The following is a 24,772-nucleotide window of genomic DNA, read 5'->3' as shown; positions in this document are numbered from 1 at the left end:
CGTGACCGATCAGCGACGCCGGGATGCGCGGCGGGTGGAATCGTGCGTGGGGCTCAGCCGAGGGTCTTCTTGAACGCGGCGGGGGTCAGGGCCTCGAGCGGCAGCGCGAAGACATCGCGGTGGGTCCCGAGGCGCTCGAAGGCCCAGGTGAGATAGGCCTGCGCAGGGACACCTAGAGCTCGACAGGTGGCGATGATGCCGAGGAGCACGCAAGCACGGTGGGCGCCTTCCGTGCTGCCGGCGAAGAGCATGTTGAGGCGCAGCTTGGCGACGTTCTGAAACTCGCGCTCGGTGGGAGAGTTGTCGATGGGGACCAGCGGGTCGTCGACGAAACGGAAGAGCGCGTCCCGATGGTTCTTGTAGTACCGAATCGCCGCCGCCAGCGGCTCGGAGGGCAAGAGCGTCGGCTCGACGGCGTCGCGCCAGCGCTCGAAGTCCTGGACGATGGGGCGAATGCACCGCTGGCGATGTTCTCTGAGCGCCTCTCCGACCAGGCCGAGCTTCTGCGCCTCTCCCTCTTCGCCGTAGATCGCGCCCAGGAAGGCGCCGCCTTCGAGAGCGAGCACCGGCTGGGTGTCTTCTGCGTCACGGAACTTGCGACGGCCGTGGGCGTTGCACCCGGCCTCGAGCACGCGGCCTGAAGCGAAGACGTCGTTGAAGCGATGCTCGGCATCGGCGGTGAGGGTACCTCGGAAGGGTCTGAGCTTCGCGGCGACGACCTCGCCGCTCTTGTCGGGCTCGTACTGAAAGACCGCGACGTCGTGGTTGCGGTAGAGCTCCACGTAACCGTTGTGCGCAGCGGGAAGCTTCTTGATGATGACCTTCAACCCGGTGCCGTCGGTAGCCATCCAGGAGCCGGCGAGCAGCTGCTTCCAGTGCAAACCGTCGATGCCCGACAGCAGGTCGGCAGCGCGCTCGATGAAGGTCACCAGCGTGCTCATCGCGATCGGGACTCCGCGCTCGGCGAGGTCGCGCCGGATGCGGTCGAGCGGCGTGAGCAGCCAGAACTTCTGGTACACGAGCCACGCGAGCCACTCGCAGGTGACCTTGGAGCGCTCGTAAGGGGCAGGCAGAGAGCGCAGCGTCGTGCGCTCGCCACACTCGCGACAGCGACACGTGTAGCGACGAACGACGCGCCGGCGCTGGTGTTCCTTGACGACGTGGAGCTTCTCCTCGACGAGCTCGTCGACGACGTCCAGGGCAGCTCCGCCGCACTCGCCGCACGCATCGGGGCGGAGCTCGTGCTCTTCGGCTTCGAGGTGGCTGGGGATCGGCTTGCGCCCCGTTGGCCTCGCCTTCTTCTTCGGCGGAGGCTCGGCGGCAGGCTTGTCCGGGGCCTTGGGCCGCTCCTCGAAAGCACGCTGGGCTTCTCCCTCGACGACGGGCGGGGCAGCGGCTGGCGCTGCAGCGCCGGGAGCAGGAGCCTTTCGCTGCTTGCGCTGCGCTACCGCGAGCAGCTCCGAGACGCGATCGTTGAGCCGTGCCAGCTCGGTGAGGAGCTGCGCGACTTGCGCACGGAGCTCGGCGTTCTCCTTGCGCAGCGCTTCCAGCCCGTCCACAGACGAGTAGAGATCATACTTGGAGATCCGTGTCGATCCCCTTGCGTGCTTTTTCGAATCGAGGCCGCCGGTACCAGCCGCGCCGCGCCGCTGTGAAGTCGATCCCAGCCAGCAGCGAGGCGAACGCCGAGCCGTCGATCACCACCTGCGGCTTGTCGCCGTCCAGCAGCGGAAGCTGAAAGCTCCCAGCCTCGAGGCGCTTGGCGAGAACACACCAGCCCGACCCGTCGAACCACAGAGCCTTCGCGATCCGCCTGCGCTTGTTGAGGAAGAGATACAGGTGGCCATCGACTGGATCGAGCCCCAGGCCGCGCACAGCGCCGGCGAGGGCGTCGAAGGAGCCGCGCATGTCGAGTGGGGCCACCGCCACGAACACGCGCACCGTCGGAGGTAGGCTCAGCACGAGCGCAAAGCCTCGAGTACCCGGTGCAGCGTCTCGACCGAAACGTCGTCACCGAACTCCACCCGAGCCCTGGCAACCTCGAGAACGTACCGGCCCCTCCCGGCCACGGCGATGCTCGGCGAAGCGGGAACAAGCTCGACCAACGCGTGCGCCGTCGCTGCCGCCTTCGACTTTCGCCGTCGCGGCTGAGCGCTCGCTCCCCGCCGTTCGAGATTCACCCGCCACGCGTTCAGAGACCGCCCGTCGATGTCGTGCGCCCGCGCCCACTCCCCGGCGCTCAGGCCCTTCCGCTTCGCCGCGAGCAGGCACCGCCGCGCCTCCGCCTCGTCCTCGATCTTCCGTCCATTTGCCACTGATGACCTCCGCGTCGAAGCCGAGCCTGGCGGCCACGTCCGCGGAAATCATCCCGGTGTCGCTGATGGGTCACAGTGCCGCGCACTTCGCAGCACTGGGCGCCTTCGGACGCTCGCTCTCAGTCGGCCGTGCGGGCCGGTTCGCCAGGGAGCCAGCGCCGCACGTGGCATAACAGAGTAACATTGGACTGAAAGACAACGACGGGCGCTGGTTGCCCAGCGCCCGTCTCACCGCTCAGCCGTGCGTCACTGCACGTAGAAGATCAGCGGAGAGCTCCAAGCGCTGGTGGTGGTGGCACTCTTGGCAGCCGCCCACCAGTAGTACTGATGACCGGAGACCAGAGTGGCAGGGCCTGCCGGCGGCGTCGTTGAGCAAGTCCCGCCGCTACAAGACGCTGCCGCGGTGACTTCCGTATCGACGTGCGTGGTCGCGGTGCCGTAGTCGTAGACGTAGACCAGATAGCTGGTTGCCCCAGAGACCTCGTTCCACGTGTACGTCGGCTGGGTGCTCTGGCCGCTGCCCGTCGGGGAGACGAGCGTCGGCGCGTCCAGAGCCGCGGCCACCGAGAACGGATAGCCGATGCTCCAGTTGGCAACGCCGCTGGTGTTCTTGGGCCGGATCCACCAGTAGTAGCCCGTGCCCGTCGCCAGCGCCGTCGAGGCCGTCCAGCTGCAGGTCCCCGTTCCGGCCGAGCAACCCGCGGCCGCCGGCGTGATGTCCTGGTTCAGCGCCGTCGTCGCGGTGTCGTAGTTGTAGATGTAGATCTCGTAGTTGTCGACGTCCCAGGTCGCGTTCCACATGAACGTCGGCGTCGGGTAGACCTGCGAGTTGTACGGCGAGACCAGCATGATGTCTGCCGGCGCCACGGGCAGCACGGTGAACGAGTTGTTGGGGCTCCACGCCTGCCACCCGCCCGCGGTCTCCGCGCGGACCCACCAGTACTCCTCACCCTGGGGCAGCGCCGGCGTCTGGGTGGTCGTGCACGTTCCGCCACCGCCGCAGCCTGCTTGAGCCGCAGTGAGCGTCGAGTTGAAGTGAGTCGTGGAAGTGCCGTAGTTGTACGTGTAGACTTGGTAGTTGATCGCGCCAGCCACCGAGGCCCAGGTGTAAGTGGGCGTGCGGGTGCTGATGTTCCCAGTGGGCGTACCGACGCCGCCGGTCGCGGATACTGTGAACCACATGTCCGCGCTCCAAGCGCCCGCGCCGTCCCCGTTGATGCCGCGCACCCACCAGGTGTAAGTGCCGTTCGGCAGGGTCACCGCGGGGGTCACATCGCACTGGCCAGTTCCGCTACCGCAGTTTGCCGCCGCGGCGGACAGGGTGCTGTTGTGGTGAGTCGTCGCCGTGGCGTACTCGTAGACGTAGATCTCGTAGCTCGTCGCGGTACTCTCGGCGTTCCATACGTACTGCGGACTGGCGCTCGAGATCACTCCGCTGGGCGACACGAGCGTGGGCGCCGATGGAACCAGGGCGAAGGACGCACTCCGAGTGTGTTCCTTCTCGCCGGAGTCAGCTCCTCCACAGCCAACCAGCGGAAGGACCAACGAGACCAGTAGCAACGACCTGTGAATGTTCGCGTTCATGTTTGTCCGCCTCCAAGTGTCGTCCCTGCGGCACGAGCAGTCCCAGGACGAGAGCCTGAGAATTGGCTCACTCTCTGCCCGCCGTCAATGGGTCGCGGATACCATCACGGCAGTTTCCACTTGGTCTTAAGGGCGGCCGAAAGGTCGGACCGGTGTGTGGGGCTCAACTGCGCGGAGTAGGCGACAATTTCGCCTACGTCGCCTTTGAACGGGTTCTTCCCACCTGTGAACGCCGCAACACCGCTCGATTGCGGCGCAAATTGCGGTAAGCCCGTCGAGGTGACTTGCAGGAGTGTTCCATCCTGCATCGCGGCATAGGAGGAGGGCTGCGCGGGGTCGCCGCCACTCCACTCGATGACCAAGAGGTGCGGTTGGGCGTCGAGGGCCAGGAGCTTTGCCTTGTGCACCCAACCCTTGGCACCAAAGTAGAGATCGCCCAGGCTCGGATCTCCCGAGAAGCCCACGCGGAATTCCGATCCGGGAACGCCGTTCACCAGGAGCTCGAGGTAGTCCGTAGGGGCCGGCGGGGTGCGTGCGGCCACGACCAGGATGGTTGTCGAAGTCGCTGCAATGAAGCCATCACCAAGTAGGTACTTGGGTGTTGCACCCGTGCCAGCGAATTGGACGAACGGGGGACCGCCGTCGGTGAACGACAGAATCGGTCGCTTGGTTGGGTCGGTCTGCGAATAAAGGAGCTTGGCGGGTGACTGATCGAGCCAGCCCTGGACGGCGCCGCTGGAAACGAAGACATTGCTCGAAGCGTCCAGCCAGAGGGCGAGCCCTGCGAAGTCCGTCGGTGAAACTGGCACCTTGGCATCGGACGTATCACTTGCGTCGAGAGCAGAGTCGTCGTCCGCGCCGGCGTCGTGGACGCCTCCCGAACCGGCCAATCCTCCAGAGCCAGCCGCACCGCCCCCTCCGCTGCTGGCGCCACCCGCGCCGCCGGTGCCCGGGAATCCGCTGGCGCCGGCGAACCCGCCGAGGCTTCCCCCCGTGTTGGCCACGCCCCCGACCCCGGCAGCACCGCCGGTCTCCTCGATGGAACAGGCCTGCGCGACCAGCGCGCCCAGCACCACCAGGCGGGCACCCAGGTTCAGGCGGTCCGAGCGTCGGTACACAGTGGCCGGAGCCTAGCGCCCCGACGCCCTGGCGTCGACGGGCCAAGGCCAACGGCTCGTTTGGAGCAGGGGATTGCCCACCCGAACGAACACCAGATCCATCTGCGCGAGCTCGTCCTCGGGAGCCAGACGCAGGATCCCAGCTACGTCGTACCAAACGAAGCCGCGCTCGACCAAGTACGCAATCACTTCGTGGGCGACGGGCGCGCCCCGCCAGAACCGTCTGAAGCTCACCTCCAGCAGGATTGCCTGGCATTGCTCGAGGGCTCGTGATGCTCCGCGCAGGACTTCGAGCTCGTAGCCCTGTACGTCGAGCTTGACGAAATCGGGCGCCGGCAGCCGTTGCTGTTCGAGGAGCTCGTCGACGGTGAGCATCTTCGCTACTGCCGTATCTTCGCCTTCCGTCTCGGAGAGCACGCTGGTGTCGACGTCCTGGGGGCGAAACTCCACGCGCTGCTTGGCCTCGGGCCCCACCAAGCCGAGCCAGTAGTCGAACGATGGCAGCTCTGCTCTGGTCCGCTCGAGAGCGGCTCTGTTGGCCTCGTTCGGCTCGACGCCGAAGACGCGCGCGTGCGGCCAGACACCGGCGGCGAGGCGCGCCCACGAGCCGGAAGCTGCGCCGATGTCGAGCACGAGAGCTGGCGAAAACCCCCGCTGCGCCATGTTCTTCAGCCGGAGATCCGGCTCAAGGTGCCTGAGGGACGGGATCACGGCGCGCGCCGCGTGTCGCAACGCTTGGCGCAGCTGGCCCGGAACGAACCGACTCATTCGAATGGCCATGCGAACCGCTGCGCTATGTCGCGTGCTTTCTCACCGCGGGAGCAGGGGCAACGACGTTCGCACTATCCGCGTCTTGGGCCGGAGCCGGAGCCAGTGGGCTCGCGAGGCGCGAGAGATTGGACGCGACGATGTCGGTCACGAGCTGCAGCAGCACGTCGTCCTGCGGAGACACCTCCTCGGTCTCCGGGCGCCATCCGAACTTCAGGATGGCACGCGCGTTGTCGTCTCTCCCGATGGGGAAGCGCGCCGACACGAGGCCGCGGAGATCCGTATCGTGCTCGCTTCGACTCCACTTGAATGCGCACTCTTCGCCGGCAGCGCCGTTTCGAAGGACCTCTACGTATCCCAGCTCGGCCGACTCGGCGAGCGCAGCGAGCTCGCCGAGCACGTCGTCTTCGCTTCGGGTCGCGGCCAGGGCCGCCGGCAGCTCCGGTATGGCGCGACGCAGGCGCTCGGTGTGGCGCTCGTACAGCCGAGACTTCTGCCGCTTCCGTAGCACCAGGTATTCGAAGTACCCCACCGAGCGGATCAGACCGGTCATCACAACGGTCACTGCCAAGAGGGCAACGCCCACCTCCCAGCTTCGCCCGAGCGAGATGCCGACCGCAGAGACCGTGAGCACGATGCTCACGCCGTAGAGGATGAGCACCGCGCGCCGATGGGTGAGACCCATGTCGATCAGCCTGTGGTGAATGTGGCCGCGATCCGGCGAGAAAAGCGGCCGGCGCTCGAGCCAGCGGCGCACGACCGAAAAGAGCGTGTCGAAGATGGGCACGCCGAGCGCCACGACGGGCACCAACAGCGACACCGTCGTCGATGCTTTCTGGGCGGCGCCCGCCAGAGATGCCGTCGCCAACACGTAGCCCAGGAAGTAGCTGCCCGAGTCGCCCATGAAGATTCGGGCGGGGTTGAAATTGTAGAACAAGAAGCCGATCAGCGCGCCCATCATCGCGGCCATCAGCACTGCGACGAACACGGAGCTCGAGATGTACGCGACCGTGAAGTTGGTCACCGCCGCGAAGAACACCACCCCAGCGGCAAGGCCATCCAACCCGTCGATGAGGTTCACCGCGTTCGTAATGCCTACGATCCAGGCCACAGTGATGGGGAGCGCGAAGATACCCATCGAGAGCGAGCCCACGAAAGGCAATGAGATGGCTTCGATGCGGAAGCCGGCAGCGAAGGCAATCAACGCGCACGCCACCTGCGCGATGAGCTTGTGCATCGCCCGGAGCCCGCGGGTGTCATCGACGGCTCCCACGACGCACATGATCGCGGCACCTGCGAGCAGCCCGTAGGCGAGCTTGGCCGAGCCCTGAATAGTTGTCGCGACCCCGGAGTCCGAGAACAAGAGCGCGGCAACCGGTGCAGAGACCGCCAGCGCGATGGAGATGCCGCCGAGGCGTGGGACCGAGCGCCGGTTCACGTGGCGGCCCCCGGGTCGCGACATCGCCCCCAGTCGAATCGCCAGGAGGCGCACGATTGGCGTGAGCGCGGCGGCGATCAAGAGCGCAATGAAGAACGCGGCTACGTAGCTACGCATCGACGTGACCCTCGGCGATCGTACGAGGTTTCGGTGCGAACGCCGCGCGGAACATTCGCACAGCCGAGCCGACCCGTGTTGGCTGACTTTGTGCCGCCTCCGAGAGCACTTGCCGGAACTGCGCGACGGCGACTGGTCGGTCAAATCGCTCTAAGAAAATACTCCGTGCTTTCAAACACATAGCCGCCCAAAGCCCACGGTCGTTAGCCAGGCGCGAGAGTGCCGACGCCAGCCCTTCGGAGTCGCCATTCCGCACCGCCAAGCCGACCCCGTGGCTCTCCACCACCCGAGCAACCTCGCAGCTGGCGGGGCCCACGTAGCAGATCGGCCTACCGCTAGCCAGTGCACCGTAGACCTTGCTCGGCACCAGGAGCCCTTGGAGCCCTTCGTTCAGTGAAACCAGATGTACGTCGGCAGCGGCGAGGCTAAAGCGGAGATCCGACTTGCGCTGGTAGGGCAAGAAACGCACGTTGCCGAGTCCTTGGGCGCGGCGTTCGGCCTCCGCTTTGCGTGCTCCTTCGCCGACGAACACCAGTTGGACGCGGGGGTCGCGCTCGCGCAGCAAGCGCGCCGCGTCGATCAGGGTGGCCATGTCGTGTCCGACACCCAAGTTCCCGCTGTACATGGCGAGGAAGGAGTCGCCGGACAGGTGGGCCTGCCGGAATGGGTTCTCGCCGTGCTCGACCGGGAAGATCAGGTTCCCGTCGGCCCAGTTCTGAATCACGCGAATGCGCGAGCGTGGCGCGCCCTGCGCGACGAGGCGTTCTGCCATGCCATCCGAGAGCGCAACCACCCGACAGGTCGCCCCGTGGGTCGCCGCCGCGGTGCGCAGCAGCGCGCGATATGGAGCTCCGCGTTCGTCCAGGACGCCGAAAGCGGCCGCGACCTCGGGATACACGTCCTGCACCCAGGTCGTGACGGGAATCCGTCGAGCGACCCCCAAGGCGACCACTCCCGCAGCGATCATGGGCGGAGTCGTGAGCGCGAGAATGACATCGGGCCTCGCCACCCGCGCGGCCCTCCCCAGCGCCGTCGCCCAGAAGCTCAAGTAGTCGGAGAGGCGACCGCGCCGCGATGCCTTGCCGAAGCTGGTTGCCCAGGGCCGAATGACGTGCACGCCGTCGAGCAGGTCGCGGCCGGGTAGCTTCTGGCCGCCCAGGTACGTCCCGCTGCTCGCCACCACGGTGACCTCGTCGCCGCCGGCGGCCAAGTCGGCGCAAAGCTCGCCCAAAAGCTGTCCAGTCGCCGCATGGTCGGGCGGATAGAACTGATTAACCGCGAGGACGCGCATGTAGCGCGACTCTAGCGCAGCTCGCCCGGACACCCGAGTTCTCCCACAAGACCGGCGGTTTGGGCTATAGCGGTGGCCCCGGCGGCGAATGACCGCGGCCGGCCTGCAACTCAGTCAGAGCTCGATGTCTCGCTTGGTTCTTGGGATCAACTCCGCCCACGCCGACTCGTCCGCGGTACTGGCAGGCGATGAGGGCATCATCGCCGCCATCGCCGAAGAGCGAATCAACCGCAAGAAGCACTGTGCAGGGTTTCCGAGCCTTGCGGTGCGGGAGGTGCTGCGGATCGCAGGAGCGAGCCTCCGAGACGTGACAGACGTCGCCGTCGCCCGCGACCCCAAGGCAAACTTGGCGGCGAAGCTCGGCTTCGTACTGCGGCACCCAGCGTCGGGCGTGCCTCGAGCGGCCAAGCGGCTGCGCGTACACCGCGAAGTGTCGATGACTCCAGCGGCGTTGGCTGACGCAGTCGGAGCCTCAGCCAGCGAGGTACAGGCACGCTTTCACAACGTGGAGCACCACCTCGCCCACATCGCCAGTGCCTTCTATTGTTCGCCGTTCGAGCGCGCGACGGGCATCAGCGTGGATGGGGCTGGTGATTTTGCCACCAACATGGTGGCGAGCTGTCAGGGCACCGAGATCCGGATCGCCAGGCGTACGCTGTGGCCGCATTCGCTGGGCGTGTACTACACGGGGTTGTGCCAGTTCATCGGCTTCGATCGGTTCGGCGAGGAGTACAAGGTCATGGGCCTGTCGGCCTACGGGGTGAATCGCTACGCCCGTGAGCTCCGTCAGGTCGTGCGCTTCGATCGGAAGGCCGGCCTCCGGCTGAACCTGCGGTACTTCCAGCACCAGCACGCGACCACGGGTCTCGAGATCCTCGGTGACGACGAGGTCCGGGTGCCCCAGCTCTGGGGCGAGCGCATGCGAGACTTGTTCGGCGAGCCGCGCCAGCGAGGCACGGAATACTCCGACCGCGATCGCGACATGGCCGCCTCGATGCAGCTCAGATTCGAAGACGTCTATCTGGCGCTGATCGAGGACGCTGTCCGCCGCTCGGGCTGCCGCGACGCCGTGTTCGCCGGCGGCTCAGCGCTCAATTCGGTCGGGAACGGACGCGCGCTCACCGAGCGCGTAATCGACCGGGCCTACTACCACCCGGCCGCGTCCGACGACGGAACGGCCGCGGGCGCCGCGCTCTACGTCTTGCACGCCAAGCTCGGCGCGCGCCGAGCACCTCCTCTCGACCATGCGTACCTGGGACGCGCGTGGGACGACACGGAGGTGGAAGCCGCCGTCGCCGCGTCGGGTATGGCCTTCAGGAAGCTCACGCGAGAAGCGCTCGTGGAGACCGCCGCCGACGCACTCGCCAAGGGCAAGATCGTCGGGTGGTTCCAGGGTCGCGAAGAGTGGGGGCCTCGCGCGCTCGGCAACCGCAGCATCTTGTGTCACCCGGGCTGGCCGAACATGAAAGCCACGCTGAACGCGCGCATCAAGAACAGGGAGCCGTTCCGACCGTTCGCGCCGGCGGTGCTGGCCGAGAAGGTATCGCTTTGCTTTCAAGGCGAGCACGAGGTCCCGTTCATGATCGCCGTCTACAAAGTGCGACCGGAGTGGAAAGAAAGGCTGTCCGCCGTCACGCACGAAGACGGCACGGGTAGGGTCCAAACCGTCGCACGGAGCCAGAACGAGATCTACTACGACTTGATTGCGGCATTCGAACGCCGGACGGGTGTGCCGGTGTTGCTGAACACCTCGTTCAACGAGAACGAGCCCATCGTGCACACGCCGACCCAGGCCCTGGACTGCTTCGCGCGCACCCGGATGGACGCGCTCGGGGTCGGCCCCTTCTGGCTGGAGAAGGCGGGTTGAGCATGAAGGCGGTGATTCTCTGCGGGGGGCGCGGCACCCGTCTGCGTGAAGAGACGGAGCACAAGCCGAAGCCAATGATCGAGCTCGGTGGCAAGCCGATCATCTGGCACATCATGAAGATGTTCGCGGCCCACGGCATCACGGATTTCGTACTGTGCCTCGGATACAAAGGCGACGTGATCAAGGAGTACTTCCTTCGCTACGAGGCGATGAGCTCGGACTTCACGATCACGCTCGGTCGTGCGGACCAGATCGAGTTCCACACCCCGCACTCCGAGTCCGGCTGGCGGATCACGCTGGCCGACACGGGGCCGGACGCGATGACGGGGGCGCGTGTGAAGCGTGTTCAGCGCTACGTCGGTAACGAACGCTTCTTCCTCACCTACGGCGACGGCGTCTCCGACGTGGACCTCGACGCGGTGGTGCGCTTTCACGAGTCGCATGGCCAGCTCGGGACGGTGACCGGCGTCCGACCGCCAGGACGCTTCGGAGAGCTGGCGGTGGAGGGAGACCGCGTGACCTCGTTCTCGGAGAAGCCGCCCACCGCGGGTGGCCTGATCAACGGTGGGTTCTTCGTGTTCGAGCCCGCGTTCTTCGACTACCTGTCGTCGGCAGACGACTGCATCCTCGAGCGAGCTCCCCTCGAGCAGCTCTCTCGGGACGGGCGCCTCCAAGTCTACCGCCACGAGGGCTTCTGGCAGTGCGTGGACACGTTCCGCGACTACGAGCTCCTCAACAGTCTCTGGAATTCGGGGTCTCCGCCATGGCGCGTCTGGCACTCGGCTTGACCCACGCCTACCAAGGCAAACGCGTCCTCGTCACTGGGCACACGGGGTTCAAGGGCTCCTGGCTCGGCTTGTGGCTTTGCGAGCTGGGAGCGGAGGTCTGCGGGTTCGCATTGGCCGCTCCCACGCCCAGCCACTTCGCGTCCGTGGCGCTGGGGCGACGCATCCACCACGTCGAAGGCGACATTCGCGATCGCGCGGCCGTTGACGCTGCGTTCCGCGCGTTCGGGCCGGAGATCGTGTTTCACCTGGCCGCCCAGCCGCTGGTGCGTGAGTCGTACCGGGCGCCGGCGGCAACATTCGACGTCAACGTCGGTGGGACGGTGTCGGTGCTCGAGGCGGTTCGAGAGTGCGCGAGCGTACGATCCGTCGTCGTCGTCACGAGCGACAAGTGCTACGAGAACAGGGAGTGGGACTTCGCCTACCGTGAGAACGATCCGTTGGGCGGACACGACCCGTACAGCGCCAGCAAAGCCGCCGCGGAGGTCGTGGCTCACTCGTATCGGCGGTCGTTCTTCTCGCAGGGCTCGGACGTCGCGCTAGCGACGGCCCGGGCAGGCAACGTGATTGGCGGCGGTGATTGGGCAGCGGATCGCCTGGTCCCCGATTGCGTTCGGGCGCTCGTCGCGGGGGCGCCGTTGCTCGTTCGAAACCCCAGCTCCGTGCGGCCCTGGCAGCACGTGCTCGAGCCCTTGCGCGGCTATCTACTACTGGGGGGCGCGCTCGGAGAGTTGCGCCACCGCGTGCCGGAAGCCTTCAATTTCGGCCCCAAGCTCGGACCCAGCGTCACGGCCCATCAAGTGGCCACGGAGTTCCTGTCGGCGTGGCCCGAAGCCAGCATCGAGGTGCCGCCTCCCGAACGGGCGGAGCCCCACGAAGCGCGCATGTTGAGGCTGGCCTCGGAGCGCGCCGCCGACTACCTGGGGTGGGTCGCCGAGCTTTCCGCGCAAGAGTCCGTCGAGTGGACCGTGGACTGGTATCGTCGCTGGTTCACGGAGGGGCGCGCCGAGGGCGCGATGCTGGAGCACTCGATCGCCCAGATCCACGCGTATCTGGCGCGACTTTCCTCCCACTGAGAGACCCGCCATGCGTGTGCTCATAACAGGTGCGTTTGGCTATCTCGGTGGGCGGATCGCGGAAGCCATGAAGCAGCATGGCGCCAGCGTTGTGCTCTCGGGCCGGCGGCTCCCGCCTGCTGCGGAGTGGGTCAGGAAGTTCGAGCTGAGGCTGACCGAGCTGACCGACGAAGCCGCGTTGCAGAAGCTGCCCCTCGGTGTCGACGTCGTGCTGCATCTAGCGTCGCTCTCGCCCGCGGCCAGCGCGGCCGACCCGGCGGCGGCCGTGGCGGTCTCAGGTCTGGCCACCCGTTCGCTCTTGGCGGCGAGCCGGGCGGCGGGCGTCAGGCGCTTCCTGTTCGCGTCGACTGCGTCCGTCTACGGTCCTGAGGCTGCTGGCGTGGTCGACGAGCAGTCGCGCATCTGGCCCGTCGACACCTATTCCGCGGCGCACGTGGTGGGCGAGGCGTTCTGCCAGGAGCTGAACCGCGCCGTCGGACGCCCGTTTGCGATCTGCATGCGCCTGGCCAACGTGTACGGCGCTGCCTTGGAAGACCCGCGCCGCACCGCTCCCGTCCACAACGACCTCTGCCGCCAAGCGGCCACGGGAACGCAGATCGAGCTCGCCACCCCAGGCACGCAGCATCGCGACTTCGTCTGGGTCGAGGACGTGGCTCAAGCGGCACGGATCCTGGGGGGCTTGGACGACGGCGACGTCGGCGAGCCTCTCTACAACGTCGGGGGCGGCATGACGCTGACCGTCGCCGCCCTGGCGGCGCGAGTGGCCGAGCGCGCCGGCCGTCGCCTGGGTCGGAGCGTACCGGTCGTGAAGCCGAGCGGTCCGGAGCGGCCGCGATTTGAGTACTCGATCGCGCGGCTGGCGCGCCACGGCTACACGCCGTCCGATCATCTCGACCAGGAAACGGACAGACTCATCGATGCCTTGGTAGGTGGAGCGTGACTCGCGTCCTCGTGCTCTCGGAAGCCAGCGTCAATCTCCCTCATCGTCGCGCCTACGATCGACTGGGTCAGAGACCCGGCTGGGAGGTGCACATTGCCTGCGTGGAGCGCATCCCGCTGGCGGACGGCCGAACGAAGGAGTGTTCTCCAGCGCCCCCGGACGCAAGCTACACGTTGCACACGTTGCCTTGGAGAATCGCCGGCTCGCAGCGCTTCTCCTGGTTCGGAGGTCTCGGTCGGCTGGCCCGGCACGTTCGGCCCGACGTCATTTTCGTCGAGCATGATCCAGGATGCGTGCTGGTCGTCCAGGCAGCGATAGTGGGGAGGCGCCTCGGAGCGCGCGTTGTGCCGTTTACCCCAGAGAACATCGAGCGGAATCGTTGGCGCGAGGCTGTACGCTCGGCGCGGAACCGCGACCCCCGAGGCGTGGCTCGCGACCTCGCGATCGGCACGTTGAACGCCGCGGGGCGTCTGGCGTCGGACGGCATCGCGGTGATGAGCCACGAGGGCCAGTCCATCTTCGAACGAGGTTGGGGACTGGATACCCCGCTTGCCATCATCCCGCTGGGTACGGACCTGGATCTGTTCCGCCCGATGGACGTGGGGGAGCTCCGCGCGAGACTGGGGCTCCGAGGACGATTCGTGGTGGGCTACTTCGGCCGACTGGTCCCCGAGAAGGGTGTCGATCTGGTCATCGACGCGGTGGCCTCGATGCCCCCAGAGGTGTGCCTGATGCTCGACATGTTCAAGAACTTCGCGCCCGGCAGCTTTGCGGCGGAGCTGATGGGAAAGGTTGACCGCTTCGGGATGCGAGACCGCGTCGTCGTCATCGACGTGCCCCACGACGAGGTGCCCATGTACATGAACTGCTGCGACGTGCTCGCGCTCCCCTCGCGAACCACGGAGCGCTGGAAGGAGCAGTTCGGTCGAGTGTTGCCAGAGGCGATGGCCTGCGAGGTCGCGGTTGTGGGCTCGACTTCCGGGAACATCCCGGACGTGATCGGCGACGCAGGCTTGGTGGTCAGCGAAGGGTCGTCACAGGCTCTCGCAGAAGCGTTCGAAAGGCTCCGCGCGGAGCCGGAGCTGCGCAGGGAAATGGGGCGGCGCGGCAGGGCGAGGGTGCGCGAGCTCTTCAGTGTCGAGCGCCAAGTCGACATGCTGGCGGACTTGTGTACTCGCGTCGCAGCCCGAGGTTGACGGCGTCCGGCCTGCGGGGCGCTCGCGGGCTTCACGTCGGCGCGCCGCCCTTTTGCGCTACGACGAACGTGCTCGTGGGCTCCCGCTCATAGTCGAGACTCTCGTCCTCGCGCTTCAGTGTTTGCAGAGCCGCCTCCGCCCGCTCCATGCTCGGTGCGGCGTCCCAGGGCCAGCGGAACTCATATATGTCTCGTGTACCGGCGATGCGACCGCCGACGAGGCTTTGAAGGCGGACCCAAACGTAGCGGCGCGTGAGTGCCTGATGCCAGCGAGGGTAGTTCGGCAAGTGCTCGACCGTGCGGAGTCCGACGGAGCCGAGCAGAGCGCCGAAGCTGTCGCGATTGTAGTGTCGGTAGTGCCCCATCAAGCGTAGATACTGCGGCCAGTAATGGGTGTACGGAACCGCCGCGATGAGGACGCCGCCGGGGCGCAGCACACGGTGAATCTCGGCCAGTGCGCCGGCGTCGTCTTCGAGGTGCTCCAGGACCTCGAGGCAAAGGCAGGCGTCCATCGACTCGTCATCGAAAGGATTCGATGTCGCTGAGCCTCTCCGGATGTCGGCCCCGCCACCCAGACGGCGCGCGACGTACTCCACGTTCGCAGCGGCATAGTCGACGCCGTAGCGGCGATAGGAGGCCGGCAGCGCCGCCAAGACGTCCCCCAACCCGCAGCCGACGTCCAAGATCGCCGCGCCAGGCACCACGTGGCGCGAGAGCGCGTCGAGGACCACAGCCTGCCGCGCGCGCACGCGGGGGTCGCGATCGTACAGAGCGTGATCGTGGGCTTGGAAGAACTCTTCGTAGAACTCGTTCGGGCGCTCCCCGCGGAGCATGCGTTTGAGGCGTTGAGGCGCCTTGGCCGCTTCGAGCGTCAAGAGCGCCAAGTAGTCGTCCACCGAGGGCATGTCCTTCCCGATACTAGTCGCGGTAGACCCGCTCGGCGAGGTCGAGCGCTACCTGGTAGAACCCAGCCAGGTCGACGAGGTCGATTCCTAGGCGCAGCGGTGAGTCCTTGGTTAGGGCTGCTGAATAGACCCAAGCGTGGGAGAGGTCGGAGTCGCGCCCCGTCAGCTTGTCGTGAACCTTCCCGGCGGTCGCTCGCCCGGAGTGAACTGCTTCCAGAAGACAGTCGATCGGGTTTTCGTTGGCCGTCCTCGCCACGAAGAAGTCGGGGAAGAAGCCAAGCTTCAGCTCGTAGTTCTGGAAGGAATAGACGAGCGAGCACACCTTGCGACCGAACCCTTGGCGCAGGATGAAGCTGACGGGATACGCGGGTGACCGCAGCGTTCCCTCGATCACGCTAGTCTCCCCGGCTCCGTTCAGCTGATACCTCATGTCCGCCACGGACCAACCCGACTTCTGGAACATGCAGGCCAAGTCCAAGAAGTGCAGTCCGTAGTCGAGCAGCAGCGTCCTCGAAGCGCGCTCCCGTCGAAGCCAGGCCGCCGAGTCGAACGCCACCGGTGGGCTCTCGAAGTCGAGGCTGACCTTGACCAGGCTCCCCGAGTTGATCTGCTTCATGAACCGGAGCATTTCGAGGGTGTTCGCCTTGTAGCGGTAGTTGTGGCAGACGAGCACGCGGCCGCGCTGTCCGGCAGTCGCTCGCATCCATTGCTCGAGGCCCGCGGCCGTGGTGCAGAGCGGCTTCTCGACCAGTAGTGTGTGTGCCGCGTCCGCCAGGGGTGCGAGCTCGTGGTGCGCGGCGCCGGGAGTCGCTACGACGACCAGCGACGCGCCTGCGCCGGCGTCCTCGGGGTTTTCGAGCATCTCGACGTCGATCTCGGTGTCTGGATCCTTGCCGCGCCACAGGTCGAAGGCGCGCACTCTGCCCGAGAACCCACAGGCGCGCAGCGCGGGGAGATGCTTCTGCTTCACGATACGCCCGAAGCCGATGATGGACACCGAAGCCGCGTCGCCGCGTGGGGGTGCCACGGGCGGCTCGAACGGAAGCGCCGGTGCGACCCTTTGATTGTCCATCGAATCCGTCAGCAGCGAGCGCCAGTCGAAGTCGAGGGTCATGCCCAGTCGCCGCTCGGTCTCCGACGGGTCGAAGCGCTGCTCGAACGACACCCCGCGGAGCTTGGTGGAGATCTTGCGCCCGAGCGCGGGGAGTGCGGACTCCGCGAGCCAACCAGCGACGTAGCCCGCCAGCCATACGCCCTTAGGGAGCGACACGAGGCGCGTTCCGACGCCGAGGAGCTCGTCACACGCTTCGAGATACTCCAGCTTGGTCGGGGAGCGACCGGAGACGAGCAAGAAGATCACGGGCGAAGCGTCTGACGACTCGGCCAGGATTCGCACTAGCGCGTCATGCAGGTGATCACGCGCGACCAGCGGCATGACTGAGCGCGGATTTCCCAGCAGGAAGGTGCGAGTGCCCGGAAGCTTGAAGGCGTTGCCAATGATCGGGTTCGCGAGCCCCGGAGCCAGGATGAAGCCTGGTCGAACCAGCGAAAGTCGGACACCCGGGGGCGCACAGCCAAGCAAGCGGGTCTCCGTGGCGACCTTCCACGCGCCGTAGATGCCTTTGCGGCCCGGGTGTCGCTCGACGGGTGACGACTCGGTGACTAGGCCCCCCGCGTCCGGGTAGACGCTGACTGAGGAGATGTGGATCAGGTGGCGGACCTGATGGTTCTCGCAGAAGCGCAGCAGGGCGTCGATGTAACCTTCGTTGTGGGCGACGGTGTCGTTCTTGAGAACGATGAAGTTGACGACGGCATCGAATGAACCGTCCAGGTGAGGGCTCTCGGCGATGGCACTCACGGGGCCAACCACATGTCGGCCGTCACGACCAGGCGCCCCGCGACCAAACGTCCAAACCTCGAAGCCCGCGCTCTCGAGTCGTTCCACAAGCCCGGTCGCGGCGAAGCTCTTGTGCCCGCAGACAAGTATCCGTCGCATCAGTCCGTCTCCATACCACTCTGATTCACGGGAACCCAGGCGGTGAGCACCTTCAGTGCTGACCAGATGAGGTGGGAGCGCGGTTTGGGTTCGAGCCCGCGGATCTCCCTCGCGAGGGCGGACAAAAGCGAGCTCTGAGCCGGCCTCCGGACCAACGGACGCCGCGCACGGGCCTCTGCGATGGCGGATTCCAAGCGAGTCACGTCATGCACCGGGATGATGCGCTCTTCGAGAGCCAATGCTTCGGTGATTTCCAGCTGATGATCGTTCACGTGCTCGCGGAGATGCTGGCGTCGCGGAACCACTACTGGCAGGTGGCCCAGCGACAGCACGTCGAAGAGCGTCCCGGAACCTGCGTGGCAGACGACGACTTCGGCCTCGGCGATTCGCTCGAGGAGCGCGCTCCTCGGCGTGAAAGACTCGCCTTGGAGCCCGGGCGGGCGGCCGGCATGCCCGTGCTGGACCCACACCGGTTGATCCGGATGCCTCGCGGCGAAAGCCGCGAGGGCGCGCACGAGCCGCTCGAACGGCATCGAGGTTCCGGTCAGGCCGACGATCACAGGAGACCGCCTTCGTAGCGTGCCCACGGCGCCGCCCTTGTGAGGGAGCGCCACTGAACGAAGAATCGCTGAGCGAGCGGGCGCATCAATCGGCCGGTCAGCGTCAACGCGGTGACTGCCGAGGTCGGTTCCACGTAGACGACCGGGATTCCCGCCAGCCGCGCGACTACGGCGGCCGGCACCGCCGGCCCAGCACCCGTAGAGAGCATCAGGTCGGGTCTCTCACGAGCAAACACTGCCGCAACCTCGAAGAGGTTCCAGAGGACGAGCGGGTCGCGTTCCGCGTGCGCAATTCGGTATGCCCGCTCGTCCGGAGGAAGCACGGGGGACTCGTCGTTGATGACCCAAAAGCGCTCGCAGTCCGGTAGCGCCTTGACCAGCTCCAAGAGCTCCGTGAGGTGTCCGCCTACGGAGGAGACGAGCGCGACTTTCACGAGACCCTAATAGCAGAACGTCGCGAGTCGAGGCGTACACAAGCCGCGGGGATGCTATCTTGGCCGCCTTCGCGGTTGGTCGATGCCTGCGGCGGAGCCTGTCATGCACGTCTTACATGTCGCGCCAGCGTTCTTCCCGGCTACGGCCTACGGGGGGCCCACGTTTTCGTTGATGGGCCTGTGCGACGCGCTGGCGCGTGCCGGGGTCTCGCTCGAGGTCATCTGCACCGACGCCGCTGGCCCCCGTAGGAACGTGTCCGACCGCCGGCGGCACTTTCCAGCTGGCTACGAGGTCAGGTACTGCGGGTCGCGGCTCTCCGGCAATCTGTCCCCGATCTTGCCGGTGGAGGTCGCCCGCGCCGTCCCACGCGCGGATCTGATCCACATGACTGGTGTCTACACGGCACACGTCTGGTCAGCGCTCGTGGCCACTCGAATCACGGGAAAGCCGATGGTCTGGTCTCCGCGAGGCGCACTCCAGCGCTGGGACGGCACGAGCAGGCGCTCGATCAAGGATGTTTGGGACCGACTGGCCAGAGGCCTGGCCACTCCCTCCCGCACCATCCTGCACGCAACTTCGGCGGACGAGGCCCGCCAAAGCGAGCTTCGCTTCCCGGAGCTCCCGACCGTGGTGATTCCCAATGGGGTCGAGCTTCCGCCGCTCGTCGCTCGCCGGGACTTCATGCCCGCCGGTACGCTCCGCGTCATGTACCTGGGACGACTGCATCCGATCAAAGCGCTCCCCAATCTGGTTCGGGCCATCGCCCTCTCTTCGCCAGGTGTGTTGCTCGACGTGTATGGTGACGGGGATTCGACCTACCGCGACGAGCTCCTCGGCCTGGTGCGTGAGCTCGGGCTGGAGCGAAGTGTGACCTTTCACGGTGCAGTGGGCGGCGCGGACAAGAGCCGAGCGTTCCTTGCAGCCGATGTATGCGTGCTGCCTTCGCACTCGGAGAACTTCGGCATGGCAATCGCCGAGGCTCTTGCGCACGGGATCCCGGTCGTCGCCTCGACGGGCACGCCGTGGTCCGAGCTGGACGCTCGTGGCGTGGGGCGCTGGGTCGAGAATGCGCCCGAACAAATCGCCGCGGCGCTTTCGGACCTGCGTCACGAGGATCTTGGCGCGATGGGGCGCAGGGCCAGGGCATGGATGGAGGCCGAGTTTTCGTGGGACGCCTTGGCCACGCGGATGCTCGCCGTTTACGCGTCGCTGCTGCGGAAAAAGGCCGCGGTCAGCCACGCGAAACACTGATGCGTGCTAGGCTCGTCCCCGCTTGGTTTCACCGGCCTCAGACCACCACGCCCTCGGCCCGACCGCGATCGGCGGGAGGGAGTCGCGACGAAACTTCCTTGCGGAGTGGCTCCGCGCTCCGATCGCGGTTCCAGTGGTCGGCGTGCTCTTGCTGGGGATCCACGCATTTTTCGCGGCCCCGCAATACCCGATGGCCGCCCGCGCTGGCGCGGCAGCACTCGGGACGCTGGCTTTCGCCGTGATCCAGCGCACGACGACGAAGCATCTGCCGTTCTTGGCCGTGGTCGCGGTGACGCAATACGTCTTCTTCGGCTTTCCGGTATTCAAGGCCCGCCGACTCGTGGGCGTGGGCGGGCCGATCCCGATCTCGGAGACGAGCCTCACCTACGCTGTCTGGGCCGTCGTGCTGTTCTTGGTTGTGGTCTTGATCACCGCACGGATGGCGAAGCGAATCGGTGAGTGGCTGTCGCCGGTCGTTCGACGGCTCTTCCCGGACCCACGGTCTCTGACCGGATCATTCATGGTGCGGGCGTTCTCAGTCTTCAGCATCGGGTTGCTGGTCGTCGCTTGGTTTGTCGGCGTGAAAGGGCGGGAGTCAACCTCGCTCGCGACCGTGGCGTCGTTGGTCGCGGCGGAGCAGTTGATTCAGACGATCTTGTACAGAGACTGGCATGCCACGAAGAGCCCGATCTCGCGCGCGTGGTTCTTCGGCTACACGGCTGCTGCGAGCATCGCCGGTCTCTTGACCGGAATGCTGGGATTGGCGCTCTTTCCCTGGCTGGCAGCGTTGGTCTTGGGTTGGCAGCTTTCGGGCAGATTGAGCACTCGCGCCATCGCGCTGATGTTCTTGGCATTCGTCGTCTTGACACCGGCTAAGCACTTGTACCGGCAGCAGGTCTGGCGAGGAGGCGACGTGGCCATCTCGCAGCGCTTCGATGTCTGGACCGCGGCGGTGGAGCAGAGTTGGTCAAGCGATCGCAAGACTTCGGGGCACGTCGATGCCGCCGCCGATCGGTTGAGTGCGCTCTTGTTCGTCGCTCAGGCCATCGAGTGGGTTCCGCGCAACGTGGGGCACTCCGGGAGCTCCCGCTGGAAGTTGATTCCAATGAGCTACATCCCGCGGTTCCTCTGGCCCGAGAAGCCCGACCTGACCCGCGCGTACAACGGAGAATATGCGCTGTCGTTTGGTCTTCAGACCGAGATGGGTATTCGCTCGACCGCGCTGAACCTGCCGCACGTGCTTGACGGGTACTGGGCGTACGGCTGGTGGGGCGTCATCGCGGTTGGCGTGATCATCGGGGGCCTCGTCGGGTTCTACGAGGGGCTGTTCGATCCAGCGAACCCGGTCCTCCATGCGCTCGGGATGACTTATCTGTTCAAGATGCATGCGGAAGGGCACGTGGGGCTGTTCTTCACCGGTGTTCCGCAGATATTCTTGGTATCCCTTGCCATCATGTGGTTCCTGTGGGCAGCCCGTATGTTTGTCCCCGTTCGCTAGGGCGTCGTCGATGGATCATCGTTGCCGCGGCGGCCGTTGCGGTACCCGCTGGCACGGAACTAGTTCTCCGAGCAGGGTTCGGCTATGCAGCGCCACCGGAGCTGCTGCCGGATGCGGAGATCGAGTACGTGCTGGCCCCATCGACCAGCACAACGCGTTTTGGCCGGAAGATCAACGTCAACGAGTGGTCGCTTCGGGGTCCGAGCCTGGCGCGCGTGCGCCAGCACGCCGCGGAGGTCCGCGTTCTGGTGATTGGAGACAGCGTGGTCTACGGCGGCGACCTCGTGGATCAAGGCGAGCTCGGCACCGAGCTCGCTGCACGTGCACTCGGCGGCACGGCCATCGTCGTTCCAGTTGCGGCTCCGAGCTGGGGCCCGGCGAACCAGCTGGCATACTTGAAGAGGTTCGGCACGTTCGACGCTCAAGTGGCCGTGGTCGTGGCGTCAGCGCACGATGCGTTCGACGTGCCGACCGGCGACAGGGTCGAGCGACGTTGGCCATATCTCGCGGTCGCCGAGGTCGCCGGACGGGTCGCGGCATCTTCCGCGGGCGTGCCTATCGACCGAGAAGCTGAGCGTAGCGCGCTCCAGGCTTTCGGCGAGATGCTCAAGCTCTTGGCTGCAAGCGGCGCGCGTCTCGTGGTACTCCTTCACGCGGGCAGGGACGAGTTGAGCGGTTCGGAGCCCCGCGGCCTCGCCAGCCTGCGTGAGGTTGCCTTGGGGCTCGGTGTGAAGACAGTGGACCTGGCTCCCCGCTGGCGTGCAGCTCTCGAGAACGGAGACAATCCGTTCGCCGATCCGATTCACCTGACGGTGCAGGGGCAACGGATTCTGAGCGAAGTGCTCAGGGACGAAGTGCGACTCGCTCTGCGCAAGTGACTACTCGACCAATCTGAGCTCACGGAGGTCTCCGGCCATGCGCTCGCTCAGCACGGGGAACGCGGCGTCCTCCATGTGTCCGTAGTCTAGGAAATAGTCCGGCCGATCCACGAAGAGCTCCGTGTAGTCTAGGACCGCAACGCCGCAGCTCCCGAAAGATGCCGTCACCTCGGCGCGCCAAGCGGAGAACCGCGCCAGGAAGGACGTTTCGCCTCCGCCGAGGTCGCGCAGGTATCCGAGCGCCAGCGGCGGGAAGTAGACGATCAGCGAGGACCCAGCGCGGTCCTTGCAGGCTCGCGTAGCAGTTGCACGAAGCACTTGCGTGTCGATGCCTGCGTCGAAAGATTTCCGCGTGATGTTCTGCCGGGTAAGGTTGTCTCGCTCTGTCTGAGACGGGCGATTGGGAGGCGTGCCACGACCGAGCAGAGCGAAGCGTAGGCGCTCTCGCACGCCGCCTTGGATCGCCTGACCGAAGAAATAAGAGCTCGCGACGCGGCGCAGACCCGCGCCGGCGAAGCCGTCGAATCCACCCTGCTCGAACCCGGCCCAATGAACTCCGGGGTCGGGAAGCTGCAGCACGTCCAAGAGGTGCGCTGGGCGTGCGACCACCGAGTACTTCCTCCAGTCCGCGAAGAGGTACCGGCGCTCGTTGAAAGGAAACACGTTGAGCTCGGCGACAGTGACAAGACCTCGCTCATGGTTCTCAATCGAGCGCGCCACGATGTCGGCGACCAACCCCGGATGAGAGTCATCGACGAGGTGAGTGTCAATGGGTAGTCTCGCCCGGAGCTCTCGGGAAATGGAGGTCTCCTTGCCGGCGGCGAGGCTGGTGGCCGCCAGCGCGATCCCACGGCGTCGTTGCGCTCCGCCGAAGTACCAACTCGCGTCCCGCCGCTCTTGATCGTCGAGCACTCGCCGAAACGGAGTCTCATGAGCCACGAGCGCACGCATCACTGCCTCGCCGACGCCAAAGACGGCAAGCGCGGACAGGACTGTGAGAAGCAGGCGCCGATGAGGATTGGTCATGGTCAGAACTGGAAGTAGATGAATTCGGCGCCCGGCGCGGCCGCCAAGGCGAGCGCCAGCCCGAGCACGCCCCAAAGCCCGCCGTATGCAAGCTGAGCACGCGGACCAGTCGGCATCCAGGCTTGGAGGCGGCCCCGAAGCCACGACGCTAGGGCATAGGTACCGAGCGCGAGTGGGCTCGCGCCGAGGAGCAGCGCCCAACCCCAGAGCGACGCGGTCAGGCTGCCGATCCCGGTGAGGACTGCCCAAGCTTGGTCGAAGTGCTGCGCGCGAAAGAAGATCCAGGCGAAGCACACGAGGTTGAAGGTCAACCAGGTGCGCCACGCGTTGGTGAAGCTCAGTCCCTCGAGATCGCGCGCCGGTCGAGTGCCGCCAAACGCGCGGTGCACCGCCAAGTACAGGCCGTGCAAGCCGCCCCAAATGACGAAATTCCACGACGCCCCGTGCCAGAGCCCGCCGAGCAGCATGGTGAGTGCGAGGTTTCGATAGGTCTTCCAGGCGCCGCCGCGGTTCCCGCCGAGGGAGATGTAAAGATAGTCGCGGAGCCAGCTGGACAGCGTCATGTGCCAGCGCCTCCAGAACTCAGTGATGCTCCTCGAGAAGTACGGGCTTCGGAAGTTCTCTGGAAGCTCGTATCCGAGCAACAGGGCGCTCCCGATGGCAATGTCACAGTACCCGGCGAAGTCGAACAGGATCTGGAACGCGTAGGCATACAGCGCGATCAGGTGCGAGCGTCCGTCGAACAGGTGCGGGTTCGAGAAGACTGGCTCGACGACCGCTGCGAGCCAGTCCGCGATCAAGACCTTCTTGATCAGCCCGATGCCGATGCGCGACGCTCCCGCATAGATCCGATTCTGATCTACCCAGCGGGGAGTCTGGAGCTGCGGACTGAACTCCGCGGCCCTAAGGATGGGCCCCGCGATCAAGTGCGGGAAGAACATCAAGAAGACCGAGAAGACCAGGAACGACTCTATCGGCTTGGCGTTCCGCCGATAGACGTCGATGATGTAGCCCAAGCTCAGGAACGTGTAGAATGAGATGCCGAGGGGCAGCACGATGCCCAAGGGCTTGGGCACCCAATCGGTGAGCCCGGAGAGCCGCGCGACCCAGGACACGTTCTGCAGGAAGAAGTCGGAGTACTTGAAGACGGCCAGGATCCCGAGGTTTCCGCAAAGACTCAGGACGAGGTAGAGTCGCTTGCGTCGCTTGTCGTCGCCCAAAGCGTACAGGCGCTTCGCAACCCAGAAATCGATCCCGATGGTTACGAAGAGCAGGCACAGAAATATGGGGCTCCAGCTGCCGTAGAACACGAGGCTCGCGATGAGGAGCACCCAGAGTCGAGTGCGTTGCCCTCGCACGGCCCAGTAGACGGCCAGCGTCAACGCAAAGAACACGAAGTACGAGAAGGAGTTGAAGAGCATGCCGAGGAAGTGCGCACCGCCAGCCGAGCGCCTTTCCCTGCGCGGAAGCTACCTCAAGTTTGGTCGGTCGGTGGAGGGAAGTCCGTGGCCCGGCGGACGGTCGGGAGCAGCGCTTCAGCGCGTCTGGCGGGTGGGGCCGTGCTACGTGCGATGATTTTCGAGCCCGACCTTTCGGGCCACCACGCGAATTTCGTGCGCCTCTTGTCCAGCGCTCTGTGCGCGCTGCCGGTGTCCGTGACCATCGCCACGACTCCTGAAGCAGCCGCTAGCACGGCCAACCGGCGGGTGCTCTTACCCGAGCTCGGCCG

The 24,772-nt window shown here is 66.1% G+C and carries 21 protein-coding genes; 8 read left to right on the top strand and 13 right to left on the bottom strand.

The window, feature by feature from the left end; all coding sequences use genetic code 11:
• Positions 1-53: 53 nt before the first annotated feature.
• The 7 genes from HS104_13590 to HS104_13560 form a co-directional block, all read right to left on the bottom strand.
• Positions 54-1,559, bottom strand: a complete 1,506-nt coding sequence (locus HS104_13590; GenBank protein ID MBE7481001.1) for an IS66 family transposase — start codon at positions 1,557-1,559, stop codon at positions 54-56.
• Positions 1,560-1,572: 13 nt separating this feature from the next.
• Entirely contained in the window at positions 1,573-1,941 is a 369-nt protein-coding gene (gene tnpB / locus HS104_13585; GenBank protein MBE7481000.1) for an IS66 family insertion sequence element accessory protein TnpB, read from the bottom strand.
• A gap of 620 nt (positions 1,942-2,561) precedes the next feature.
• Entirely contained in the window at positions 2,562-3,761 is a 1,200-nt protein-coding gene (locus HS104_13580; GenBank protein ID MBE7480999.1) for a hypothetical protein, read from the bottom strand.
• A gap of 242 nt (positions 3,762-4,003) precedes the next feature.
• Positions 4,004-5,017 (bottom strand): hypothetical protein, encoded by a 1,014-nt coding sequence (locus HS104_13575; GenBank protein MBE7480998.1) that lies wholly within the window; start codon positions 5,015-5,017, stop codon positions 4,004-4,006.
• Between the two features lie 12 nt (positions 5,018-5,029).
• Entirely contained in the window at positions 5,030-5,785 is a 756-nt protein-coding gene (locus HS104_13570; GenBank protein ID MBE7480997.1) for an FkbM family methyltransferase, read from the bottom strand.
• Positions 5,786-5,810: 25 nt separating this feature from the next.
• Positions 5,811-7,340 (bottom strand): undecaprenyl/decaprenyl-phosphate alpha-N-acetylglucosaminyl 1-phosphate transferase, encoded by a 1,530-nt coding sequence (locus HS104_13565; protein ID MBE7480996.1) that lies wholly within the window; start codon positions 7,338-7,340, stop codon positions 5,811-5,813.
• Entirely contained in the window at positions 7,333-8,631 is a 1,299-nt protein-coding gene (locus HS104_13560) for a glycosyltransferase family 4 protein (protein MBE7480995.1), read from the bottom strand. The genes HS104_13565 and HS104_13560 overlap by 8 nt, the downstream gene beginning before the upstream one ends.
• A 124-nt stretch (positions 8,632-8,755) precedes the next feature.
• Between HS104_13560 and HS104_13555 the strand changes: the two genes are divergently transcribed.
• The 5 genes from HS104_13555 (at position 8,756) to HS104_13535 (ending at position 14,495) form a co-directional block, all read left to right on the top strand.
• Complete coding sequence (locus HS104_13555; GenBank protein ID MBE7480994.1) at positions 8,756-10,498, top strand: carbamoyltransferase; 1,743 nt, start codon at positions 8,756-8,758, stop codon at positions 10,496-10,498.
• Between the two features lie 2 nt (positions 10,499-10,500).
• Positions 10,501-11,286 carry a glucose-1-phosphate cytidylyltransferase gene (gene rfbF / locus HS104_13550; protein MBE7480993.1) on the top strand — a complete coding sequence of 262 codons (786 nt, stop codon included), beginning with the start codon at positions 10,501-10,503 and terminating at the stop codon, positions 11,284-11,286.
• Complete coding sequence (gene rfbG / locus HS104_13545) at positions 11,262-12,359, top strand: CDP-glucose 4,6-dehydratase (GenBank protein MBE7480992.1); 1,098 nt, start codon at positions 11,262-11,264, stop codon at positions 12,357-12,359. Before rfbF ends, rfbG begins: the two co-directional genes overlap by 25 nt.
• 10 nt (positions 12,360-12,369) lie before the next feature.
• The gene (locus HS104_13540; GenBank protein ID MBE7480991.1) at positions 12,370-13,299 is read left to right on the top strand and encodes an NAD(P)-dependent oxidoreductase; all 930 of its coding nucleotides are present in this window, start codon (positions 12,370-12,372) and stop codon (positions 13,297-13,299) included.
• Positions 13,300-13,724: 425 nt separating this feature from the next.
• Positions 13,725-14,495, top strand: a complete 771-nt coding sequence (locus tag HS104_13535) for a glycosyltransferase family 4 protein (GenBank protein MBE7480990.1) — start codon at positions 13,725-13,727, stop codon at positions 14,493-14,495.
• Between the two features lie 31 nt (positions 14,496-14,526).
• On the opposite strand, the gene HS104_13530 is transcribed toward HS104_13535, so the two are convergent.
• From HS104_13530 to HS104_13515, 4 genes are read right to left on the bottom strand one after another with little or no spacing between them, the layout of a single operon-like run.
• Complete coding sequence (locus tag HS104_13530; protein MBE7480989.1) at positions 14,527-15,369, bottom strand: class I SAM-dependent methyltransferase; 843 nt, start codon at positions 15,367-15,369, stop codon at positions 14,527-14,529.
• Positions 15,370-15,412: 43 nt separating this feature from the next.
• Entirely contained in the window at positions 15,413-17,395 is a 1,983-nt protein-coding gene (locus tag HS104_13525) for an NAD-dependent epimerase/dehydratase family protein (protein ID MBE7480988.1), read from the bottom strand.
• Positions 17,395-17,955, bottom strand: coding sequence for a hypothetical protein (locus tag HS104_13520; protein MBE7480987.1), 561 nt, complete (start codon positions 17,953-17,955; stop codon positions 17,395-17,397). Before HS104_13520 ends, HS104_13525 begins: the two co-directional genes overlap by 1 nt.
• Positions 17,952-18,389, bottom strand: a complete 438-nt coding sequence (locus HS104_13515) for a hypothetical protein (GenBank protein ID MBE7480986.1) — start codon at positions 18,387-18,389, stop codon at positions 17,952-17,954. Before HS104_13515 ends, HS104_13520 begins: the two co-directional genes overlap by 4 nt.
• Before the next feature lie 103 nt (positions 18,390-18,492).
• On the opposite strand from HS104_13515, the gene HS104_13510 reads away from it, so the two are divergent.
• The 3 genes from HS104_13510 (at position 18,493) to HS104_13500 (ending at position 22,017) form a co-directional block, all read left to right on the top strand.
• The gene (locus tag HS104_13510) at positions 18,493-19,641 is read left to right on the top strand and encodes a glycosyltransferase (GenBank protein MBE7480985.1); all 1,149 of its coding nucleotides are present in this window, start codon (positions 18,493-18,495) and stop codon (positions 19,639-19,641) included.
• A gap of 133 nt (positions 19,642-19,774) precedes the next feature.
• Positions 19,775-21,139, top strand: a complete 1,365-nt coding sequence (locus HS104_13505) for a hypothetical protein (GenBank protein MBE7480984.1) — start codon at positions 19,775-19,777, stop codon at positions 21,137-21,139.
• A gap of 215 nt (positions 21,140-21,354) precedes the next feature.
• Positions 21,355-22,017, top strand: coding sequence for a hypothetical protein (locus HS104_13500; protein MBE7480983.1), 663 nt, complete (start codon positions 21,355-21,357; stop codon positions 22,015-22,017).
• On the opposite strand, the gene HS104_13495 is transcribed toward HS104_13500, so the two are convergent.
• Together HS104_13495 and HS104_13490 are read right to left on the bottom strand one after the other, a co-directional pair.
• Entirely contained in the window at positions 22,018-22,929 is a 912-nt protein-coding gene (locus tag HS104_13495; protein ID MBE7480982.1) for a hypothetical protein, read from the bottom strand.
• A 116-nt stretch (positions 22,930-23,045) separates the two neighbouring features.
• The gene (locus HS104_13490) at positions 23,046-24,464 is read right to left on the bottom strand and encodes an MBOAT family protein (GenBank protein MBE7480981.1); all 1,419 of its coding nucleotides are present in this window, start codon (positions 24,462-24,464) and stop codon (positions 23,046-23,048) included.
• Positions 24,465-24,772: the final 308 nt, after the last annotated feature.

Source organism: Polyangiaceae bacterium (assembly GCA_015075635.1).
Taxonomy (GTDB): Bacteria; Myxococcota_A; Polyangia; order Polyangiales; family Polyangiaceae; genus JADJKB01.
The sequence above is the reverse complement of the archived record's forward strand: the minus strand, read 5'-3'. Positions and strand labels throughout refer to the sequence as shown.

Excerpts from the sequence above, each read along its gene's own strand:
- HS104_13570 (MBE7480997.1), bottom strand. The coding sequence starts at position 5,785 with ATGAGTCGGTTCGTTCCGGGCCAGCTGCGCCAAGCGTTGCGACACGCG.
- HS104_13565 (MBE7480996.1), bottom strand. The coding sequence starts at position 7,340 with ATGCGTAGCTACGTAGCCGCGTTCTTCATTGCGCTCTTGATCGCCGCC.
- HS104_13560 (MBE7480995.1), bottom strand. The coding sequence starts at position 8,631 with ATGCGCGTCCTCGCGGTTAATCAGTTCTATCCGCCCGACCATGCGGCG.
- HS104_13555 (MBE7480994.1), top strand. The coding sequence starts at position 8,756 with ATGTCTCGCTTGGTTCTTGGGATCAACTCCGCCCACGCCGACTCGTCC.
- rfbF (MBE7480993.1), top strand. The coding sequence starts at position 10,501 with ATGAAGGCGGTGATTCTCTGCGGGGGGCGCGGCACCCGTCTGCGTGAA.
- rfbG (MBE7480992.1), top strand. The coding sequence starts at position 11,262 with ATGGCGCGTCTGGCACTCGGCTTGACCCACGCCTACCAAGGCAAACGC.
- HS104_13540 (MBE7480991.1), top strand. The coding sequence starts at position 12,370 with ATGCGTGTGCTCATAACAGGTGCGTTTGGCTATCTCGGTGGGCGGATC.
- HS104_13525 (MBE7480988.1), bottom strand. The coding sequence starts at position 17,395 with ATGCGACGGATACTTGTCTGCGGGCACAAGAGCTTCGCCGCGACCGGG.
- HS104_13510 (MBE7480985.1), top strand. The coding sequence starts at position 18,493 with ATGCACGTCTTACATGTCGCGCCAGCGTTCTTCCCGGCTACGGCCTAC.
- HS104_13490 (MBE7480981.1), bottom strand. The coding sequence starts at position 24,464 with ATGCTCTTCAACTCCTTCTCGTACTTCGTGTTCTTTGCGTTGACGCTG.